The following is a 21,316-nucleotide window of genomic DNA, read 5'->3' on the forward strand; positions in this document are numbered from 1 at the left end:
CATGAATATCTCGTCCGATAACTTTTTAACCATCGGCTTTACCTATAATCAGTTGCGTTATTTCTCATCCGCATGTAAAACAAACCACTCATTTATATTAACTTTCCTTAAATAAGCATACTTTGCAAATACTTGTTTAGGTGGCATTATGCTGCGGAGGATTTTAAAATGAATGCAGAACAGTCAAGGTTAAAAGATACAAGCTGGAAAAAATGGGGCCCTTACGTAAGTGACCGCCAATGGGGTACCGTACGCGAGGATTATAGCGCCAATGGCGACGCCTGGAATTTTATTACCCATGACATGGCCCGAAGTAAAGCCTATCGCTGGGGCGAAGAAGGCATTGCAGGGATATGCGACAGGCAACAATTGCTTTGTTTTGCTGTTGCTTTATGGAATAAAAAAGATCCGATCATAAAAGAGCGTTATTTTGGCCTCAGTAATCCCGAAGGTAACCACGGCGAGGATGTAAAGGAACTGTATTATTATCTCGATAGTACACCTACGCATTCCTACATGAAAATGCTGTATAAATATCCCCAGCAGGAATTTCCATATCAATGGTTGCTCACCGAAAACAAGCGCCGTACCCGAAACGATCCGGAATTTGAATTGCTTGATACCGGCATATTTGATAATGACGCCTATTTTGATGTTTTTACCGAATACGCTAAAAACGCTCCCGATGACATATTAATTAAAATAACTGTTTATAACCGGGGCAATCAGGATGCCGCACTTAATGTGATGCCTACTTTATGGTTCCGCAATACCTGGAGCTGGGGATATAAGGATTATAGACCATATTTGGTCGCCAACGGGCAGGGTAAGATAGAAGTGTCTCATAAAGACCTTGACAAGTTATGGCTGCATACAGAGGGCCCATGCGGATTACTGTTTTGTGAAAATGAAACCGATACCCGTCGTTTATATAATTATGATAATGGTATACAATATATCAAAAGCGGCATTAACGATTATATTATAAACGGAACTGATACCATTAATCCTAAAAATACAGGTACAAAAGCCGCGGTTAATTATGATATAACCGTTGCTGCCAAACAGAGCGTTACCCTACGCCTGCGTTTATCGCCCGACGCCAATTACAGCTTTGAAGACTTTGATGATATATTTAACATCCGCATAACCGAGGCCGATCAGTTTTATAACGATATATACAGCAATAAAAATGATACCGAACGAAGCCTGATACAAAGGCAGGCCTTTGCCGGGATGCTTTGGAACAAACAGTTTTATTATTCTGACATACGACATTGGCTCCGGGGTGACCCGGCCCAGCCCAAGCCGCCTGAGCAACGGAAAAATGCCCGCAATAGCAAATGGATGCACTTGAATACGAGGGATATTATATCCATGCCCGATAAATGGGAGTATCCCTGGTTTGCGGCCTGGGATCTGGCTTTCCATTGCTTGCCACTGGCCCGGATAGATATGGCTTTTGCTAAAAATCAATTAATACTGCTCACCCGTGATTGGTACATGCACCCCAATGGGCAGCTGCCTGCCTATGAGTGGGATTTTAGCGATGGCAACCCCCCGGTTCACGCCATGGTGGTATGGAGCGTTTATAAAACCGATAAGGAAGCCAATAATGGTAAGGGCGACCTTTATTTTCTGGAAAGGATATTTCATAAGCTGATGCTCAATTTTACCTGGTGGGTAAACCGTAAGGATGCTTCCGGTAATAATGTTTTTGAAGGTGGTTTCCTTGGCCTCGATAATGTAGGGGTTTTTGACCGCAACATGCACCTGCCAGACGGACAGCACCTTGAACAGGCCGATGGCACCAGCTGGATGGCCATGTATTCGCTCAATTTACTGCGTATAGCTACCGAACTGGCTGCTGATGATAAATCATACGCTGATATCGCCTCGAAGTTTTTTGAGCACTTTATATACATTGTGGGAGCTATGTCAAACCTTGGTGATAACAATGAAGGGCTTTGGGACGATGAGGACGGTTTTTTCTACGACCAGTTGCGCTTTCCGGATAATGGCTCTGCAAAAATGAAGGTCAGGAGCATAGTAGGACTTATTCCTTTGTTTGCCACCGAAGTGCTGGATGAAAGCGATATAACAGATAGCCCTATATTTCGCGACCGTATGAAATGGTTTGCCGAGAACCGGCCCGACCTCGCTTCGCTGGTATCGCGCTGGAATGAGAAAGGCGCCAACGGCAAACACCTCATTAGCTTACTGCGCGGTTTCCGCATGAAATCGATCCTGCGCTATATGCTTGATGAAAATGAATTTTTGAGCGATTATGGTATCCGTTCTCTCTCCAAATATCACCTTGAGCATCCTTATCATGTATCGGTTAACGGGATTGATTTTGGTATTACTTATACACCTGCTGAGAGTGATAGCGGTTTGTTTGGGGGCAATAGTAACTGGCGGGGCCCCATCTGGATGCCGTTAAACTATCTTATTATTGATAGCCTGCACCGTTTTTATGAGTACTATGGCGATGATTTTAAGGTTGAATGCCCAACCGGTTCAGGTAATTACATGAACCTTAAGGAGGTAGCCAATGAGCTTTATCGCCGGGTATCGAATATTTTTTTGCGCAACGGCGATGGTAATCGCCCTGTTTTTGGCCAACACACCAAAATACAAACCGATCCCAATTTTAAGGATTATATACTTTTTTACGAATTTTTTGATGGCGATAATGGGCGTGGTGCAGGCGCATCGCATCAAACCGGCTGGACCGGACTGATTGCTAATTGTTTGTACGCATAAATTAGATATCCATTTCCCCAATTATCATTATTGGAGTAGAAAAATCCTAATACATGGTAAAATATGGGTATTTGTACATTATAAATGTCGTCTTAAATTTTATTGTGTAAAAAAGACACAATAAAATTTCTTTCCCACCGAAAATTATTTAGTTTTACTGTACCACTTATTAAAACTAAAAATTATCAGCATGAATTACAACAGGAGAAAGTTTATTCAAAGCGCTGGTGCACTGGCGCTTGGCAGCATAGCTTTATCAGGCAGGGCAGGCTCGCTATTAAGCAATGTACAGGGGGGGCACCCGATAGGTTTGCAGCTATTTACATTTTTTGACATCATTGATCAGGATGTGAAGGGGACCTTAACCAAAATAGCAGATCTTGGTTTCAAGGAATTGGAATCGGCATTCAGTAAAAGGGGCGGCTATTACGGAATGAGCCCGAAGGAATTTAAAGCCATGGTGAACGATCTGGGAATGGCCTGGACATCGCACCACGTATTAGGCGCTCCTTTCAAACTTCCTCCCGGGGCAAAGATGCCTGTTGGGGCCGATGGCAAGCCTATGGTGATACCACCAATGAAAAACCTGCGTGATAATATGCAGCAACTGGTTGACGATGCAGCTGAGGGCGGCATTAAATACCTGGTTTGCGCTAATTCACCAACCGCCACGCTGGATGAAATTAAATCAACCATTGAAGTGCTGAACAAGACAGGGGAGGCGGCAAAAAAAGTTGGTATACAGTTCGCCTACCATAATCACGATATGGAATTCCATCCGGTTGACGGCAAAGTACCTTATGATCTGTTGCTAAGTGAAACTGACCCCCAGAATGTAAAAATGGAACTTGATCTGGCTTGGGCAGTTAAAGCCGGTAAAAATCCGGTTGAAATGTTTAAACAGCATCCCGGTCGTTTCCCACTATGGCACGTAAAAGACCTGGACGCCGGCCGGGAAAATATACTGCCCGTTGGGAGCGGTACAATCGACTTTAAACCAATTTTTGCCGCAGCCTCATCAGCAGGCATGCAGCACTTTTTTGTAGAACACGATATGCCAAAAGATGCGCTGGCCAGTGTTACTAGCAGCATTGGCTATCTGAAAAATACATTGAAGGTTTGATATCCCCCCCGCTCAAACAGCGCGTCGTTGTGAGAAACGAAGCAACGACGCGTTTTGTTCTCTTAATAATTCCATAACACGCCATTATTTTGATTTAACATGTGCTTTAACTATCTTAAGGCGGCATTAATTAACAGATCAAAAAATTATGGCAGCACCCCCGGCAGAGCAGTTAAAACGAGTATTAAAACCTGTTCATCTGTGGGCTATTGCTGTTGGGTTAGTTATCTCCGGCGAATACTTTGGCTGGAACTTGGGCTGGGCCGTATCAGGTACCATCGGCTTTTTAATCGCTACACTGGTGATCACGTTAATGTATATCACCTTTATATTCAGCTATACAGAACTTACTACCTCTATTCCTCATGCAGGCGGGGCATTTGCCTATGCTTATAGAGCGATGGGTCCAATCGGCGGGTTGATTGCGGGTTATGCCACACTTATTGATTTTTTACTCGCGTCGCCTGCAATAGCTATTTCGCTGGGCAGTTACCTTCATTTTTTATATCCGGAAATTCCTGTTATACAATCGGCTATGTTGTTTAATGTGGCCTTTATCATACTCAATATATCAGGAGTAAAAGAGTCGGCTACATTTTCAGTATTCATTACTGTGCTGGCTGTTGCTGAATTATTGTTATATATGGGCGTTGTATCGCCCCATTTTAAAATGGATAATTACATGAGCAACCCAATGCCCTTCGGTTGGTCGGGTGTATTTGCTGCACTGCCTTTCGCCGTTTGGTTTTATCTGGCTATTGAAGGTGTGGCCATGGTGGCCGAAGAGGTAAAAGAGCCAAAGAAGAATATACCGCGAGGCTATATATCGGCACTGGCAACCCTGGTAGCCTTGGCATTAGGCGTAATGATATTAACCGGCGGCATAACCGACTGGCGCAAGCTCAGCAACCTTGATTACCCCTTGCCGGAGGCTATAGGTATTGTTTTGGGTAAAGCCAACGGATTAACCAAAATATTTGCCAGCATAGGTTTGTTTGGATTAATTGCTTCGTTGCATGGCACCATACTGGCATCGTCAAGGCAGGTATTTGCCATGGCACGCAGCGGCTATTTGCCACGCGGCTTGTCTAATATCAACCATCGCTTTAAAACACCTCATTGGGCCCTGGTTGCAGGCGGAGCAGTTAGTTTTATAGCCATTTATAGTGGCACTACAGCGCAGATCATTGTATTGTCAGTACTTGGGGCTATACTCATGTATTTAATGAGCATGCTGAGCCTGTTTATGCTTAGAAAAAAGGAGCCGAAGTTGGAAAGACCGTTTGCGTCGCCGTTTTACCCATTTTTTCCGGCTACGGCATTAATTATATCAACAATAACTTTATTTGCCATCATTTGGTTTAACGGCTGGGTGAGTTTGATATTTCTTGGAGGGCTTGTGGCTGTGATTATCATATTTATGCTGATGGGAAAACATAAGATAATATTAACTGATGAAATGATGGCCGCACCTGAATTTACTGAAGCATAGATTATTAGTAATGCACCAATGAACAGCTGAACGAATGAGTGCTTACAAACATACCATACGCAACAAGGTTTATAAGTTTTCTGATCTGAAAACTTTACTGGGCAAGGCATCTCCTTATCGGTCGGGAGATGAACTGGCCGGGTTGTGCGCGGAAAGTTATGAAGAGCGTATTGCCGCACAAATTACCCTTGCCGATGTACCCCTGAAAACTTTCGTCAACGAAGCCATTATTCCCTATGAACAGGATGAAATAACCAGATTAATTGTTGATAGCCACGATATTAATAGCTTCAATTTAATAGGCCATTTAACTGTTGGTGAGCTGCGCGATTGGCTGTTAAGTGATGAAACGGACACCGAGACATTAATAAGCATTGCCGCGGGACTTACTCCTGAAATGGCTGCCGCCGTATCAAAACTGATGCGTAACCAGGATTTAATTGCGATTGCTAAAAAGTGTGAAGTAATTACCAGTTTCAGAAATACAATTGGCCTAAAGGGGCATTTCAGCACCCGTTTGCAGCCCAATCACCCAACAGATAATGTCAGAGGCGTTGCTGCAAGTATTATTGACGGTTTGCTGCATTGCAGCGGTGATGCAGTTATCGGCATTAATCCGGCTACTGATAGTCCGGCTGTAATCGGAAGTTTATTAATATTGATGGACACGTTGCGGCAGCAGTTTGCCATACCCACGCAAACTTGTGTATTAAGCCATATCACTACCACATTGCAGCTTGTTAATGATGGCGCTCCGGTTGATCTTTGCTTTCAATCTATTGCAGGAACAGAGCTGGCCAATGCCAGTTTTGGTATCAATCTTAGTTTAATTGAGGAGGCTTACCAGGCTACGCTGTCTTTAAACCGCGGAACCATTGGCAGCAATGTAATGTATTTTGAAACCGGGCAGGGTAGTGCATTGTCTGCTAATGCCCATTTTGGTGTTGATCAGCAAACCTGCGAGGCAAGGGCTTATGCTGTAACCCGTAAGTTTAAACCCTTGCTGGTTAATACGGTAGTGGGCTTTATCGGGCCTGAATATTTATATGACGGTAAGCAAATTATCCGTGCTGCGTTGGAAGACCACTTTTGCGGCAAACTGCTTGGCTTGCCCATGGGTGTTGATGTTTGCTATACCAACCATGCCGAGGCTGATCAGGATGATATGGATAACCTGCTTACCTTGTTGGGTGTTGCCGGGTGCAATTTTATCATGGGGATACCAGGGGCCGACGATATTATGCTTAATTATCAGTCCACCTCATTTCATGATGCGCTATATCTGCGCAAAGTACTTGGTTACCTGCCGGCACCGGAATTTCAGCAATGGCTTATTAAACAGGGTATTGTAGATGATAAAGGGAATATGTTACCTGTGGCAGCTTCACATAGTTTATTAGGCGTTATGGTTTAAATGATATGAAACGGAATATTCCGCAGGAGATAGAACCACTTAAAGCGCTGCAGGAGTTTACCCCAGCCCGGATAGCTATTGGACGGGTGGGGACAAGTATTCCGCTAAAACAATCACTGGAGTTTAAACTGGCCCATGCCCACGCAAGGGACGCGGTTTATTCAGAATTGGATATCAATAGCTTAACGGCCGGACTTGAACCATTTGATCTGCCGGTACTTCATCTGTATAGCCGGGTTATTGACCGCAGACAATACCTGCAAAGGCCCGACCTTGGCAGAAAATTGAACGACGATTCGGTTGAGTTACTGCAAGATCATCATACAGAAAACGATATTGCCATCATTATTGCTGATGGTCTTTCGGCGACAGCGGTTAACAATAATACGATTGGGTTACTGAAAGTGCTTATTCCGCAGCTATCAGCTGTTCATCTCAAGCTGGCGCCTTTGTGCCTCGTGGAGCAGGGACGGGTAGCTATTGGCGATGATATAGGCCATGGATTAAAAGCAAAATTGTCCCTGATCCTTATTGGGGAACGCCCTGGTTTGAGCTCGGCCGATAGTTTGGGTGCCTATATTACCTATAAGCCAAAACCTGGGCTTACAGACGAGTCGCGTAATTGTGTGTCAAACGTCAGGCCGGGGGGACTATCATACCCCAAAGCCGCCAAAAAGATATTTTATCTTATTAGCGAAGCATTTAAACTTCAGCTATCTGGGGTAGGGCTCAAAGATAATGCTGGATTACTTGAAGGCTAAGAAATGGAAGAGGCGAAACGTTTTTTGCATTTCGCCCCGTTTGTTTATTTTCCCCGCTTTTCAATGGTGCCATTAAATGAAATAGCGTCCCGGTTAGTGCTGATCACCTGTAAAGACGCATAACCATCAGGAGAAATACCAAGTGTCATGGTTTGTACATCGCGCCAGTTGCTGATGTTTTTGTCTTTACCGGTAGGTTTTATAGTAATTGTCCAGCCGCCGCTTTTGCCGGCTTTTGAATCATACGTAAAATGGGTAGCTGTAAATTTAATGCCGCCATCTGTCGGGTTATAGGGTACAGATGTATAAGCCCTGCCAAAATAAGGCAAAAAGGAGATAATAGTATCTTTAGCCACCACCAGATCATAATCAGACGTTAAGGCCATGCCAGTACCCCTCATTGGGTTAACGTAGTTGGCTTTAAATACATAATTTTGAGCCTCCACCATTTTTTTAATTTCGGCAACATGAGCGGCTTTTTTTTCTTTGCGGGTGCTTTGCGCGTTAACTACATTGATGCTTATAAAAGCAAGAATAATTAATACAGATATTTTCTTTAATGATTTCATATTTAAGTATTTGATGGTTAGACGATGAAGTGATACTCAGGTTTAATTACCATCAAATTTAAATATTATTTTAAACAAAAAGCCACCCGTTTTATACGGATGGCTCTACAATATTAAGCTTTAAAATTATATCAAATTAACGCTGCGGTTAACAAATTCGGTAAGCTCGGCACCGGTTAACAAACCTTGCGAAAGCAGGGCCAGGTCAAATGCCTGTTTTGAAAGCTGGGCCTGTACATCTTCGTTCTCTTCCTGCAATATGCGGGTGATGAGTTTATGGTTTCCGTTTACAATTACTTTGTAATTATCGGGCATATTCCCATAAAAACCCATGCCGCCACCCATCGCCGCCATATCTTTCATACGGCGCATAAACTCGTCCATAGTTATAGTAACCGGAAGTTCATTAGGGTTAAGGCTCTCTAAATGAACGTTATATGCAGGTTTGTTAATGGCTTTGTTAAAAATATCTTTAACCTTGGTTGATTGCTCTTCGGTTAAAACAGTTTCAGGAGCATCATCTTTTTTAATCAGTTTATCAGCCACATCAGCATCTACACGTTTTAACGATGTTTTTTCAAGCTTTTGCTCCAGTTGGCTAATAAAGTGATTATCAATAGGTGAGTTCATTACCAGCACATCGTATCCCTTTTTATTGGCCGACTGAATAAAGGCATCCTGTTTTGCCGGGTCATTGGTGTATAAATAAACCAATTGTCCGTCTTTGTCGGTCTGTACAGCCTCAATCTTGTCTTTGTATTCGGCCAGGGTGAAGTTTTCTTTTTGGGTATTGCTTACTAAAACAAAGTCTTTTGCTTTATCATAAAACTTGTCTTCGCTTACCATGCCGTATTTTACAAACAAACCAATATCGGTCCATTTTTCTTCATAGGCTTTACGGTCGTTTTTAAACAGTTCCGCTAATTTATCAGCTACCTTTTTGGTAATGTAGCTGTTGATCTTTTTAACGTTGCTGTCGGCTTGTAAGAAGCTGCGCGATACGTTAAGCGGAATATCCGGCGAATCGATAACACCATGCAGCAGCATTAAAAACTCCGGAACAATGTCTTTTACCTCGTCGGTAATAAATACCTGGCGGCTGAATAACTTGATCTTGTTTTTTGATATTTCAAAGTCGTTTTTCAGCTTAGGGAAGTATAGCACACCGGTTAAGTTGAATGGATAATCAACATTAAGGTGGATCCAGAATAAAGGATCTTCGCTAAAAGGATAAAGCTGTTTGTAAAAATCAAGATAATCCTGGTCTTTTAGTTCAGATGGAGCTTTAGTCCAGATTGGGTTGGTATCATTGATGATGTTATCGTGTTGAACATCAATGTATTTAGGCTTTCCTTCTTCATCAACACCATCTTCTTCCTGTTCAGTTTTAGTACCGAATTTAATAGGTACAGGTAAAAACTTACAGTATTTGTCTAATATCTCCTGTAGTTTGTACTGGCTTAAAAACTCTTCCGACTCGCTATTAATATATAGGGTGATCTCAGTACCACGTTCTTCCAGTACACCTTCGCCAATTTCAAACTCGGTACTGCCATCGCATACCCAGTAAGCAGGCTCAGCGCCTTCCTGATATGACAGGGTTTGAATTTCTACCTTATCGGCCACCATAAAGGCAGAGTAAAAGCCTAAACCAAAACGACCAATAATTTCGTTGGCATCTTTGGCTTCCTTGAATTTTTCCATGAACTCAGTAGCGCCCGAAAACGCTATCTGGTTAATGTATTTCTTGATTTCTTCGGCGGTCATACCCAGGCCGTTATCGGAAATAGTGATGGTTTTCTTTTCTTCGTCAAATGCTACTTCAACGCGCAGGTCGCCAAGTTCACCGTTATATTGGCCTAATGAGGCCAGTCGTTTAATTTTTTGGGTAGCATCTACCGCGTTTGATACCAGCTCGCGCAGAAATATCTCATTATCAGAGTAAAGAAACTTCTTAATTATCGGAAAAATGTTCTCGGTGTGAATCGAAATGCTGCCTTTTTCTTGCATAATATTTATAATATGATTGATTTTAATATGATTTTCATCCTCAACCATCAATGCCTGTTCCAAAGATTATCATGTTGTCAAATTGTCAGGTGATGGGGTTGGGCGTATTATTCTGTTGTCACTTTTTAAAGCATTATTTTAACATAATATGGCATTAAAGGCACGATTTCAGAGGGTGAAAACCTTTAAAAACGGTTTAAAATAGACGTGTTTTAATCAATTTTAACACTTTTTTTACTGATTTGGAATATTTAAAAAAGTAATCTCAAAAACAGGTTGATTTCTGGTTTGAAAAATTTACTTTTTGACATTTAACCCGGTAATGGTTTCGATAAAAACTTTCATCACCTGTTTTAAATTTTGTTTCGTTTCCTCATCGGTAATATTGCCCGACGAATCCATTTTTGAGCGGATGAAAGATATCCTCAAAGTGGCACCATCAATTACGTTACTGTTTAGTGCGCCAAGTGTGAGCAGGAGCGAGGCGTGGGCATGTTCGCCGCCGAGAGACGCGGTAATAAGCGCTACCGGTTTTTCAACCAGTGTACTGCTTGATACCAGCCAGTCGAGCATGTTTTTGAGCTGACCGGGTACACCGAAAGCGTATTCAGGGGTACAAATGATCATAGCATCGGCAGTAGTTAACAGCCCGCGCAGGCGCGTTACCGCCTCCGGGGGCGTGTCATTATCCAAACCGGGGTCAAATGGGGGTATCAGGGCCAGTTCGTCGTAAATGTTAAAAGTTATATCGGCAGGAACAAGTCCCGAGAGGTATTTTAAAATATGATGGTTTGATGAGCCGGAACGCAGGCTGCCGGAAATGGCGGTGATACTATTGTTTTGGTTTTGAATATCTTGTTCCATTGTACTGTTCTTAAGAATGTAAAAGGCTGTCATGATGAGCTCCGTCGAAGCATGGTGGGCAGGCTTCTCCGCTCGACCCTTCGACGTGGCTCAGGGTGACAGCCCCTCCTGCAACTCTTTATCAAGCTAATTAAAAAACTCCCCCTTTAGGGGGCTGGGGGGCCTACGGTATAAACTGCAATATAAATGACGATCCCTTACCCTCGGTTGATTGTACCTGGATATTGCCTTTGTGCAGCAGCATGATCTGTTTACACAGACTGAGGCCTATGCCGCTGCCTGTTTTGCGGGTGCTGAAAAACGGTATGAATATCTTGTCGAGCAGTTCGGGGGGCATGCCCAGGCCGTTGTCGATAACCTTAACTAAGGTTTTGCTGTTGTTCTGCAGTTCGCCCGAGAGGATAAGGCGGGGCTCTTCGCGGTCTTTAACGGCCTCAATGGCGTTAACCAACAGGTTTATCATTACCTGCTCTATGAGGTTTATATCGGCCTGGATGGCCAGGGTTGGGTCGCGCAGTATAATTTCCAGCTCTATGTTCTTTTTCTCGAGTGTTGGCCGCATCAGGCTGTTGAGGTTTTCGAACAGATCGCGCACCAGTATCTTGTCCAGATCCAGCTTGGTGATCTTGTTTAAGCTGCGGTAACTTTCGGTAAATTTCAGTAAACCTTCGCTGCGCCTTTTTATGGTATCTATACCCAGTTCAAGGTCTTCCAGTTCGCTGCTTTGTACGCTGTTGGCAATTTCGGGGCTTTGCAGCCGGTTTTTCAGTGTATCTGCCAATGACGATATAGGGGCCACAGAGTTCATGATCTCGTGGGTCATTACGTTCAGCAGCTTTTGCCATGCTTTTGATTCTGTTTCGTCAAGGGCTTCGCTCACATTCTGGAACGCGATGAGTTTGTACAGTACATCGTCGCTGCGCATTACGCTGGCCGTTATCAGCATTTTAACCAGCTGCTGGTTACGGCTGATGGTGATGATCTTGCTATCTCCCGGTTTTACCTTGGTTAATTCGAGATATAAGCCCGGATCGCGTTTTTCGAGCGAATGGACCGTTTTAAGATAGGGTATGCCGATCAGGTTTTTAAAGGCCTCATTGATCCAGCTGATGTTGCCGGTTTCTTCCTCGAACGACAAGATACCGGTATCAACCAGCTCCAGTATCTTTTGCAGGTAATGGTACTGTGTTTCGCGTTCGCGGCTGATGAGCTTGAACGTGGTGTTGATATCATTAAACCCCTTACGCAAAGGCTTTAACTCGTTTGGTGCCCTGCGTACATCAAAATGACGGGAGAAATCGCGATAATGGATAGATTCCACAAACTGGTTCACCTCGTCCTGCGCCTTTTTCTGAAAACGGATCATTTCAATAACCGCGTAAATAACCAGCGGAATAAAAATAACCAGGTATAACGGCTGCCCTTTAACAATAACAAATGAGGCGGAAGTTAATGCCAGGAACATCAGGAACACGCGCAGCAACAGCCGCCATTCATATCGGTTAAATATCATATTTGCTCAATCTGCGGTACAAAGCTGTACGGGTTAGGCCCAATTCTTTAGCGGCCCGGGTAATGTTACCATTATGCTTTTCAATAACCCGGAGTATAGCGTTCTTCTCCAGGGTGCTTAATTGAATATTATCGTCGTCCAAAACCGTTTCGGGTGCTGTTTCCAGAATCGAAAATATCAGGTCGTCGGGGCGCAGTATGTGGTCATCGGCCATGATAACCGCACGTTCAATGGTATATTGCAGCTCGCGTACGTTGCCCGGGTAATTGTATGATTTTAGCTTTTGAAGCGCGGCAGCATCAAAATCAACCGATGGTTTCAGGTATTTGGTTGCGTATTGTTTGGCAAAATGCCGGGCCAGTATGGTTATATCCTCGGCGCGTTTGCGCAATGGCGGCATATTGATCTCCACGGTATTAATACGGTATATCAAATCCTTACGGAAACGGTTTTCATTGGCCAGCTCGTGCATAGGTACGTTGGTGGCGCATATAAGCCTGATGTCAATATCAACAGCCTTATTGGTGCCCAGGCGCGTTACCTGCCGGTTTTGCAACACGGTTAGTAATTTAGCCTGCTGCTGCAATGTAATGTTCCCAATTTCGTCCAGGAACAAAGTACCGCCCTGGGCATCTTCAAAACGGCCGGTGCGGTCTTCGCGGGCATCGGTAAATGCTCCTTTTTTATGACCGAACAGTTCGCTTTCAAACAAGGTATCGGTAAGCGCGCCCACGTCTACCTTTATAAAAGGTTTATCGGCACGCAATGAGCGCTCATGTATGGCTTTGGCCATCAGATCTTTACCGGTGCCGTTTTCGCCCAGGAGCAAAATATTGGCATCGGTAGGGGCTATTTTATTCACTTTGTAGAAAATATCCTGCATCACTTCCGATTCGCCCAGTATTGAGGTATCACCGGCAGTGCTTTTTACAGCCGTTTTGGTGGTTTTTACCCCTTCTTTTTTATCTAAAAGTTCTTTTATGGTGGCAATCAGCTTTTCGTTATGCCATGGTTTTACAATGAAATCGTTAGCGCCTTCTTTTAGTGACCGTACAGCCAGGTCAATATCGCCGTAGGCGGTTATCATGATCACACAAACATTAGGCTTCCAGTCTTTTACCTTCCGCAGCCAGTATAAACCTTCGTTGCCGGTATTAATGGCGCTGTTAAAGTTCATATCGAGCAAAACAAGGTCAACCTCATTACGCTGCAGTAACCAATTTAAATTCTCCGGATTTTTTTCAGTAATTACCTCCTGGGCTTCTGTTTTTAGTAAAAGCTTAACCGCGGTTAGCACATCCGGGTCATCATCAACAATTAAAATGGTTGCCTTTTTAAGTATCATTTGATAGTAATTAGATTGTGGTTAGTGTAAAATGATTGTTTATCATTTCATTGTGCAAATTAATAATTGAATGCTTAAATTTCATACCAGTTACATATAATACAAGTATTAAACTGTAAATCAACCCCGAAGAACTATCATTAAGTTAAAGTACTGTATCATAACCGGACACTTGCTGTAACAGAAGCGTACGCTTTAAATGCTTATTTATGGTTTAAATTGCTGAAATACAGTATTTTAATTTGTGGCATATCTTTTTGTAACTACTATTCAAAATATAATAAACTACAGTGGATAGAAAACTTGAAAAAAAGACCTGGAACAATAAGCGGATATTAACAATTGCGGGCATAACAGGCCTTATTATATTAGTTGGGGCCGTAATTTACAGCACATCGGGCAAAAGCAAGCTCGATGTTGATACCGAACGTATAACCATAAGTACTATTACAAAAGGGCCTTTTCAGGAATTTATACCGGTAAATGGCGTGGTAATGCCCTTAACAACTATTTTCCTGGATGCTACAGAAGGCGGCGTTGTGGAAGAGAAATATGTGGAAGACGGAGCCGATTTGAAAAAAGGCGACCCGATACTAAGATTATCAAATACCGACCTGGAACTGAGCCTGGCCAACCAGGAAACTGCAGTATATGCCGAGCAAACCCAAATGCAGATATCGCATAACAACGCGCAGCAAAATACGATCACCAAGCTTAATACCATGGCCGATGTTGAAAATACCTTCAAAGAGGCCGAAAGGGTTTACAAACTGGATAAGCATCTTTACGAACAAAAAGCGATAGGTTTACAGGAATATCAGTCGGCAAAAAATATGTATGACTACCAGGTTAACCGGTACAAACTGGCTAAACAGATATTATCGCAGGATACAGCACTGGTTAAGCAACAGGCATCACAATCAAAAGAGCAATACGCGCATATGAAGACCACATTGGAATTGATGCGCCAGAAAGTTGCCAGCCTTACTTTAAGGGCAAATGTTGATGGTCAGTTAACATCAATGGATGCCGAGGTAGGCCAGAATAAAAAACAAGGCGAACATTTGGGCCAGATAGATGTGCAATCGGGCTTTAAAGTGAGGGTTGATATTGATGAACACTACCTGTCGCGCATATATACCGGTTTAAAAGGCGATTTTCAGTTTGCCGACAAAACCTATAATTTGATTATAAAAAAGGTATATACCCAGGTTAAGGCAACAGGCAGTTTCCAGGTTGATATGCAATTTGTAGGCGAAGTACCCAAAGGCATCAGAAAAGGGCAGACTTTACAGGTGAGGCTGGCACTGAGCGAGGAGAGAGTAGCGGTATTGGTACCTAAAGGCGGCTTTTATCAGCAAACAGGCGGCAACTGGATATTTAAAGTGAGCGAGGATGGTAAACGTGCCTATAAAGTTAATATACAGCTTGGAATGACAAGTCCTGACTATTACGTGGTAACCCAGGGTTTAAATCCGGGGGATAAGGTAATTACCTCAAGCTATGAAACTTATGGCGATATACAGGAACTGGTACTAAAAAAATAAATGCAGTATACCTGCAACGAAAACAGATTTTAAAACATCATATATAATATAACCAATTAAACAAAAAATATAAAACAGGTGCCCGCCAACAGGTGGGTACTACTCAGGAGGCACCAATGATAAAAATTACTAATCTCGAAAAATTCTACCGTACAGAAGAGGTAGAGACCATAGCTTTAAATAAGCTATCTATTGAAATCGCGACCGGGGAGTTTGTGGCCATCATGGGGCCATCAGGCTGCGGCAAATCAACCCTGCTCAATATTTTGGGTATGCTTGATGATCCGGATGCCGGGAGCTATGTTTTCAACGATATTGAGGTTGCCCACTTTACCGAACGTAAACGTGCCGACTTGCGTAAGCACAATATCGGCTTCGTGTTCCAGAGCTTTAACCTTATTGATGAGCTAACCGTGTTTGAAAACGTGGAACTGCCATTGATATACACCGGTGTAGCATCGGCCGAAAGGGTAAAAAGGGTAGAGGAAGTGCTTGACAAAATGCAGATCATGCACCGCCGTAACCACTATCCGCAGCAGTTATCAGGTGGTCAGCAACAGCGTGTGGCGATTGCCCGTGCCGTGGTTAACAAGCCAAAACTGATACTGGCGGATGAGCCCACCGGTAACCTCGATAGCAGCAATGGTAACGATGTAATGGAACTGCTTACCGATTTGAATGAACAGGGGACTACCATAATCATGGTTACACATTCCGAGCATGATGCCCGTTACAGTCACCGTATTATACGTTTACTTGACGGCCAGAGTGTTATGGAAAATATCATGGTTTAAACTGTATTCGTTTCCCCCAAAAGAAAATAGTTTATATAAGTTAATAAGTGCCTCGCTTACCGCTCCCTTAATGGGAGGGGTAGGCTTGAGTTTTTTGTTTTTTGCCTGGATACTCCTTTTTAACCTAACCTTTCGCGAAAAAATATGCTTTGCCGGTATATTCCGCAAAAGTATAACGGTTTTTATAATTGGCAGTTTACCTATTAATATTTTAATAAAATGATCAGGAATTATATAAAAACAGCCATCAGGAGCCTTTTAAAAAACAAGGGGTTTACCGTTATCAATATCCTTGGCCTGGCCTTGGGGCTGGCTACCTGCCTGTTAATTGTTTTATATGTAGTTGACGAACTAAGCTACGACAGGTATAACACTAAAGCCGATAGAATATACCGTGTTAACGAAGATCTGAAACTGGGCGACAATAAAGTTGAATATGCCGTGTGCATGCCTCCGCTCGCTAAAACCCTGAAAACAGAATATCCATACGTTGAAAACACAGTAAGGTTAAAAAATGCGGGTACGTCGCATGTAAAAAAGGGCAGCCTGAATATATCCGAAAACAGGGTAGCCTTTGCCGATCCTTCCTTGTTTGATGTGTTTACCCTGCCCATGATCAATGGTAATCCGTCATCGGCGCTGGCAGAGCCCAACAGCGTTGTAATTACCGAAACCACTGCCTTAAAATATTTTAACAGCACCAATGTTGTTGGTAAAACCCTGTTGTTTAATGATAATACACTGTGTAAGGTAACCGGTGTAATAAAAGATATCCCTAAGCAATCACATTTTAATTTCGATTTTTTTATATCGATGTCTTCCTTTCCCGACAGCCGCTCAAATGAATGGCTACGGAGCGATTATAATACCTACGTTTTGTTAAAAGACGCTTCAGATGCAAAAAAACTGGAGGGCGCTTTCCCCGAATTCTTAAAAAAATACAGCGGCGCGCAAATGCTTGACCAACTCAATATGAGTGTCGATGCGTTTGAAAAAAGCGGCAGTTATTTCAGAATGAATTTAATCCCGTTAACGGCCATACACCTGCATGGCCATCTGAGCGGCGAACTTGGAGCCAATACAACAACACAATACATTTATATATTTTCGGCCATCGGCATATTTATACTTTTAATTGCCTGCGTAAATTTCATGAACCTTTCTACCGCGCGTTCATCAAACCGTGCATGCGAGGTTGGGGTGCGCAAGGTATTAGGATCGCCACGCAAATACCTGATTTTGCAATTTTTAACCGAGTCGACCCTGTTAACGTTATTGGCCACCATTATAGCTTTTTTGTCGACGTTACTTTTGCTGCCTGCATTTAACCAGTTATCGGGCAAGGAGATACTGATCACCGCGCAATCTCTTACGTGGATATTACCTGTATTGTTGTTCATTGTCATATTTATAGGTGCGCTATCCGGCTCATATCCTGCGTTTTACCTTTCCGCTTTTCAACCGGTTGATGTATTAAAGGGCAAATTGACGGCAGGGTTTAAAGGGGGCAGGCTCAGGAGCTTTTTAGTGGTTTTCCAGTTCTCCATATCTATTATCCTTATCATTGGTACTTTGGTTGTTTATAATCAGCTAAATTATATCCAAACCAAAAATTTAGGGTACAACCGCAGCCAGGTACTTATAGTGCAAAATATATCTGAACTGAATACCCAGGCTAAGATATTTAAACAGGAAGTAAAGGCAATTCCGGGAGTTATCAACGCTACCATGACGGGTTTCCTCCCCACATCACACTGGAGCAATACGTCTATTTATTTCAGGGATGCATCGCTTGATCAAAAAAGATCAATATTTCCGCAAAGCTGGGATATTGACGAGGATTACATGAATACACTGGACATGAAGATGGCCGCGGGCCGCAGCTTTTCCAGGGATATGCAAACTGATTCGTCGGGCATAGTACTCAATGAAGCCGCTGCAAAATTTCTTGGTTTTAAAGACCCGTTAAATAAAACCATATACCGAAACCAGGGGGGTAAACATACGCTTGATAACGTAAAGCCTTACCATATTATAGGCGTGGTGAAAAACTTCAACTTCAGCTCATTACGTGATGTAGTAGAGCCCGTAGTAATGACTTTGGGAGAGAATAACGGCGCCTTAAGCATCCGGGTTAATACCGCAAACCTGCCAGCGCTTTTATCGCAAATAAAAGATAAATGGAAAAACCTGTCGCCAAATGTACAGATCAACTATTCGTTCATGGATCAGGAATTTGATGCCTCATACCGCAGCGAGCAACTTACCGGTAAAGTAGCCATTATACTCACCTCGCTGGCCATTTTAATAGCTTGCCTGGGTTTATTTGGTTTGGCCGCCTATGCTGCCGAGCAGCGCACAAAAGAGATCGGGATACGCAAGGTGCTGGGCGCCAGTGTATCTGCAATTACCGGCATGTTGTCAAAAGATTTTATAAAACTGGTATTCATAGCCATTTTAATATCCTCGCCCCTGGCCTGGTATTTAATGAGTAAATGGTTACAGGGTTTTGCCTATCGTATTGATATTTCATGGTGGGTGTTAGCGCTGGCGGGTATCATAGCGCTGTTGATCGCCATTATTACGGTGAGCTTTCAATCAATAAAAGCGGCTATGGCAAACCCGGTTGATAGTTTGAAGAATGAGTGAGTGGTGAGTGGCGGGGATCGGGGATCGTGTTGTGTGTTCTCAAATAATTTAGGTTTTAGAAATTAGAGTTTAAAATTTGCATAGGACATGTTTAAAAATTACATCAAAACCGCCTGGCGAAACTTAATTAACAAGAAGTTTTACAGCGCCATTAATATTGTAGGCCTTACCATTGGTTTGGCTGTAGGTATGCTCATTTTACTTTGGGTGCAGGATGAACTGAGCTATGACCGCTTTAACTCAAAAACCGACCAGATATATACGGTTAACGCCTCTATTGGCACAGGCGTGAGCAAGCAGGTATGGGGCGGTGTTCCCAGTCCCGTAGCCGTGTATGCTTTAAAGGAAGTTCCGGGGGTTGTTGACGCGGTACGGATAGTGGCAAACTACAGGTATTCTGTTTTCAGATATAAAGATAAAATATTGAAGGAAGAATATAGAAAACTCAATTATGTTGACAATTCGTTCTTTAAAATATTTGATTATAAACTGTTAAAAGGGAATGTAAATAACCCGTTCCCAAATGATCAATCGGTTATTATTACTGAGAGCGCTGCCAAACGTTATTTTGGAAACGAAGATCCTATTGGTAAAACCATGCTGGGCGACAGCAAAGATCCGTATGTGGTTTCGGGTGTACTGGCCGACTTTCCTGCTAATTCAAGTATCAGCGGCGATATGTTGTTTTCCATGAACCTGAAGAAAAAGGAGTACAGCGGTAAAGACTACTGGAAATCAATGGACGAGGATTGGGGTAATTACTATACCCAAACGTTTTTGTTGGTAAGGCCCGACGCCTCCACAAAGGCCATAGGCGAAAAGCTTACCCAAATCCATTTCAAGCATCATCCCGGAATAAAACATACAGATGGGATATTCAATCTCCAGCCGCTTGCGCAGATACATCTTTACAATCCCGATGGTTCCTCGGCCGGTATACAGATAGTAAAAGTATTTTCATTTGTGGCCATACTGATATTGCTGATAGCGTGTATCAATTACATCAACCTGTCAACAGCACGCTCCATGATGCGGGCCAAAGAAGTAAGTGTACGTAAAATAATAGGTGCCGAAAGAAAGCATTTATTTATACAGTTTATTACGGAAACCATATTATGCTTTGCCATCGCACTTATGCTGGCCTTTGCGCTTATATATGCGGTAATGCCGGTTTACAACGGTATTGCAGGCAAGCAAATGCATTTTGATTTGTTTGATGCCCGTGTGTGGCAGGTAATAGCCGTAACTATAACGGCTACGCTCGTAGCCTCAAGCATATACCCAGCATTGCTGCTTTCGTCATTTAAGCCCATTAACGCGTTAAAAGGTAAAATATCGGGAACCGGCAATGCTGCTTTCAGAAAGGTGCTGGTGGTTTGCCAGTTTGCGTTCTCGATCGGGCTCATCATCGGGACTATCATTATCAACAAACAGTTAAATTATATACAGCAAAAACAGTTGGGGTATGACAGAGCGTACGTTTTTGGTATGCAGATGCACAGTATGCAGGATCATTATGAAGCCATAAAGGCCGATTTGCTTAATCACCCCGAAATAACAGGCGTTACCACCAACGACGGCAATATTATAAATGCCCAAAATACAACCAGCGATACTGAGTGGGATGGCAAAGACCCTGATATGAGTTTCCTGGTGCATCCGTATGCTATTGATAAGGATTATTTGAATGTGTTCAAAATAAAACTGGTGAGCGGAGAAAATTTCACCGGGGCAAAATCAGATTCGGCGCATTGGATTTTGAATGAAACCGCTATTAGGTTGGCCGGTATTAAAAACCCCGTGGGCAAACGGTTTAAATTTCATGATACCGAGGGTATCATAATAGGCGTGGTAAAGGATTTTCACATGGCTTCATTAAAACAAGCCATCGAGCCTGTTATTTTTACTTACCAGCCAAGCACCTGGCAACTATTTATAAAAACAACCGGCAAGGATGCCCCTACAGCAATCAAAACGGTTGAGAAGTTGTGGAAGCAATATAATTCAACCTTTCCGTTTGAATATAAGTTTTTGGACGACGACTATAATGAGCTCTATAAATCAGAACAGCATACAGCTACGCTTTTTGACATTTTTGCCGGCATAGCCATATTTATATCATGTCTTGGCCTGTTTGGCTTGGCAACTTATACCGCGCAGGTGAGGGTTAAAGAAATAGGCATCCGTAAAGTACTGGGAGCAAGCGTTACCAATATCACCGCTATGCTTTCTAAGGATTTTCTGATGCTGGTGTTAATTGCCATTGTTATAGCATCGCCGATTGCCTGGTATGCTATGAATAAATGGCTGCAGGATTATGCCTACCGCACCGAGCTGCACTGGTGGATCTTAGCCATTGCAGGGTTTTCGGCCATATTGATTGCTTTTATTACTATAAGTTTTCAGGCCATTAAGGCGGCATTAAATAACCCGGTAAACAGCTTGCGGAGTGAGTAGTGGGTAGTGGGT

At 43.0% G+C, this 21,316-nt stretch carries 14 protein-coding genes; 9 read left to right on the top strand and 5 right to left on the bottom strand.

Going from position 1 to position 21,316, the window contains the following annotated elements; genetic code table 11:
• The first annotated feature begins 168 nt into the window (after positions 1 to 168).
• From SNE25_RS17200 to eutC, 5 genes are all read left to right on the top strand, one after another.
• Entirely contained in the window at positions 169 to 2,766 is a 2,598-nt protein-coding gene (locus SNE25_RS17200; protein ID WP_321560228.1) for an MGH1-like glycoside hydrolase domain-containing protein, read from the top strand.
• 190 nt (positions 2,767 to 2,956) lie between these two features.
• Positions 2,957 to 3,889, top strand: a complete 933-nt coding sequence (locus SNE25_RS17205; protein ID WP_321560229.1) for a sugar phosphate isomerase/epimerase family protein — start codon at positions 2,957 to 2,959, stop codon at positions 3,887 to 3,889.
• A gap of 148 nt (positions 3,890 to 4,037) precedes the next feature.
• Positions 4,038 to 5,381 (top strand): ethanolamine permease, encoded by a 1,344-nt coding sequence (gene eat, locus SNE25_RS17210; RefSeq protein WP_321560230.1) that lies wholly within the window; start codon positions 4,038 to 4,040, stop codon positions 5,379 to 5,381.
• A gap of 34 nt (positions 5,382 to 5,415) precedes the next feature.
• Positions 5,416 to 6,795, top strand: a complete 1,380-nt coding sequence (locus SNE25_RS17215) for an ethanolamine ammonia-lyase subunit EutB (RefSeq protein ID WP_321560231.1) — start codon at positions 5,416 to 5,418, stop codon at positions 6,793 to 6,795.
• A 5-nt stretch (positions 6,796 to 6,800) separates the two neighbouring features.
• Entirely contained in the window at positions 6,801 to 7,556 is a 756-nt protein-coding gene (eutC, locus tag SNE25_RS17220) for an ethanolamine ammonia-lyase subunit EutC (RefSeq protein ID WP_321560232.1), read from the top strand.
• Between the two features lie 44 nt (positions 7,557 to 7,600).
• Here eutC and SNE25_RS17225 read toward each other — a convergent pair whose 3' ends face one another.
• From SNE25_RS17225 to SNE25_RS17245, 5 genes are all read right to left on the bottom strand, one after another.
• Positions 7,601 to 8,125: a DUF4251 domain-containing protein gene (locus SNE25_RS17225; protein WP_321560233.1), complete on the bottom strand. Its 525-nt coding sequence runs from the start codon at positions 8,123 to 8,125 to the stop codon at positions 7,601 to 7,603.
• A 126-nt stretch (positions 8,126 to 8,251) separates the two neighbouring features.
• The gene (gene htpG, locus SNE25_RS17230) at positions 8,252 to 10,135 is read right to left on the bottom strand and encodes a molecular chaperone HtpG (protein ID WP_321560234.1); all 1,884 of its coding nucleotides are present in this window, start codon (positions 10,133 to 10,135) and stop codon (positions 8,252 to 8,254) included.
• A 297-nt stretch (positions 10,136 to 10,432) separates the two neighbouring features.
• Positions 10,433 to 10,999, bottom strand: a complete 567-nt coding sequence (locus tag SNE25_RS17235; RefSeq protein ID WP_321560235.1) for an NADPH-dependent FMN reductase — start codon at positions 10,997 to 10,999, stop codon at positions 10,433 to 10,435.
• 163 nt (positions 11,000 to 11,162) lie between these two features.
• A complete protein-coding gene (locus SNE25_RS17240; RefSeq protein WP_321560236.1) occupies positions 11,163 to 12,512 on the bottom strand; it encodes a sensor histidine kinase in 1,350 nt (449 codons plus the stop codon).
• Entirely contained in the window at positions 12,502 to 13,857 is a 1,356-nt protein-coding gene (locus tag SNE25_RS17245; protein WP_321560237.1) for a sigma-54-dependent transcriptional regulator, read from the bottom strand. Before SNE25_RS17245 ends, SNE25_RS17240 begins: the two co-directional genes overlap by 11 nt.
• Positions 13,858 to 14,147: 290 nt before the next feature.
• Between SNE25_RS17245 and SNE25_RS17250 the strand changes: the two genes are divergently transcribed.
• The 4 genes from SNE25_RS17250 to SNE25_RS17265 all read left to right on the top strand — a co-directional run bounded on the left by SNE25_RS17250 (position 14,148) and on the right by SNE25_RS17265 (position 21,304).
• On the top strand, positions 14,148 to 15,404 hold the full coding sequence (locus SNE25_RS17250) for an efflux RND transporter periplasmic adaptor subunit (protein WP_321560238.1): 1,257 nt from the start codon (positions 14,148 to 14,150) through the stop codon (positions 15,402 to 15,404).
• 116 nt (positions 15,405 to 15,520) lie between these two features.
• Positions 15,521 to 16,198 carry an ABC transporter ATP-binding protein gene (locus tag SNE25_RS17255; protein WP_076373372.1) on the top strand — a complete coding sequence of 226 codons (678 nt, stop codon included), beginning with the start codon at positions 15,521 to 15,523 and terminating at the stop codon, positions 16,196 to 16,198.
• Positions 16,199 to 16,417: 219 nt separating this feature from the next.
• A complete protein-coding gene (locus SNE25_RS17260) occupies positions 16,418 to 18,847 on the top strand; it encodes an ABC transporter permease (protein ID WP_321560239.1) in 2,430 nt (809 codons plus the stop codon).
• An 87-nt stretch (positions 18,848 to 18,934) separates the two neighbouring features.
• Complete coding sequence (locus SNE25_RS17265) at positions 18,935 to 21,304, top strand: ABC transporter permease (RefSeq protein ID WP_321560240.1); 2,370 nt, start codon at positions 18,935 to 18,937, stop codon at positions 21,302 to 21,304.
• Positions 21,305 to 21,316: the final 12 nt, after the last annotated feature.

This window comes from Mucilaginibacter sabulilitoris, assembly GCF_034262375.1.
Lineage (GTDB): Bacteria > Bacteroidota > Bacteroidia > Sphingobacteriales > Sphingobacteriaceae > Mucilaginibacter > Mucilaginibacter sabulilitoris.

Coding starts and splice junctions, on each gene's coding strand:
- SNE25_RS17200 (WP_321560228.1), top strand. CDS start 169: ATGAATGCAGAACAGTCAAGGTTAAAAGATACAAGCTGGAAAAAATGG.
- SNE25_RS17205 (WP_321560229.1), top strand. CDS start 2,957: ATGAATTACAACAGGAGAAAGTTTATTCAAAGCGCTGGTGCACTGGCG.
- eat (WP_321560230.1), top strand. CDS start 4,038: ATGGCAGCACCCCCGGCAGAGCAGTTAAAACGAGTATTAAAACCTGTT.
- SNE25_RS17215 (WP_321560231.1), top strand. CDS start 5,416: ATGAGTGCTTACAAACATACCATACGCAACAAGGTTTATAAGTTTTCT.
- eutC (WP_321560232.1), top strand. CDS start 6,801: ATGAAACGGAATATTCCGCAGGAGATAGAACCACTTAAAGCGCTGCAG.
- SNE25_RS17225 (WP_321560233.1), bottom strand. CDS start 8,125: ATGAAATCATTAAAGAAAATATCTGTATTAATTATTCTTGCTTTTATA.
- htpG (WP_321560234.1), bottom strand. CDS start 10,135: ATGCAAGAAAAAGGCAGCATTTCGATTCACACCGAGAACATTTTTCCG.
- SNE25_RS17235 (WP_321560235.1), bottom strand. CDS start 10,999: ATGGAACAAGATATTCAAAACCAAAACAATAGTATCACCGCCATTTCC.
- SNE25_RS17240 (WP_321560236.1), bottom strand. CDS start 12,512: ATGATATTTAACCGATATGAATGGCGGCTGTTGCTGCGCGTGTTCCTG.
- SNE25_RS17245 (WP_321560237.1), bottom strand. CDS start 13,857: ATGATACTTAAAAAGGCAACCATTTTAATTGTTGATGATGACCCGGAT.
- SNE25_RS17255 (WP_076373372.1), top strand. CDS start 15,521: ATGATAAAAATTACTAATCTCGAAAAATTCTACCGTACAGAAGAGGTA.
- SNE25_RS17260 (WP_321560239.1), top strand. CDS start 16,418: ATGATCAGGAATTATATAAAAACAGCCATCAGGAGCCTTTTAAAAAAC.
- SNE25_RS17265 (WP_321560240.1), top strand. CDS start 18,935: ATGTTTAAAAATTACATCAAAACCGCCTGGCGAAACTTAATTAACAAG.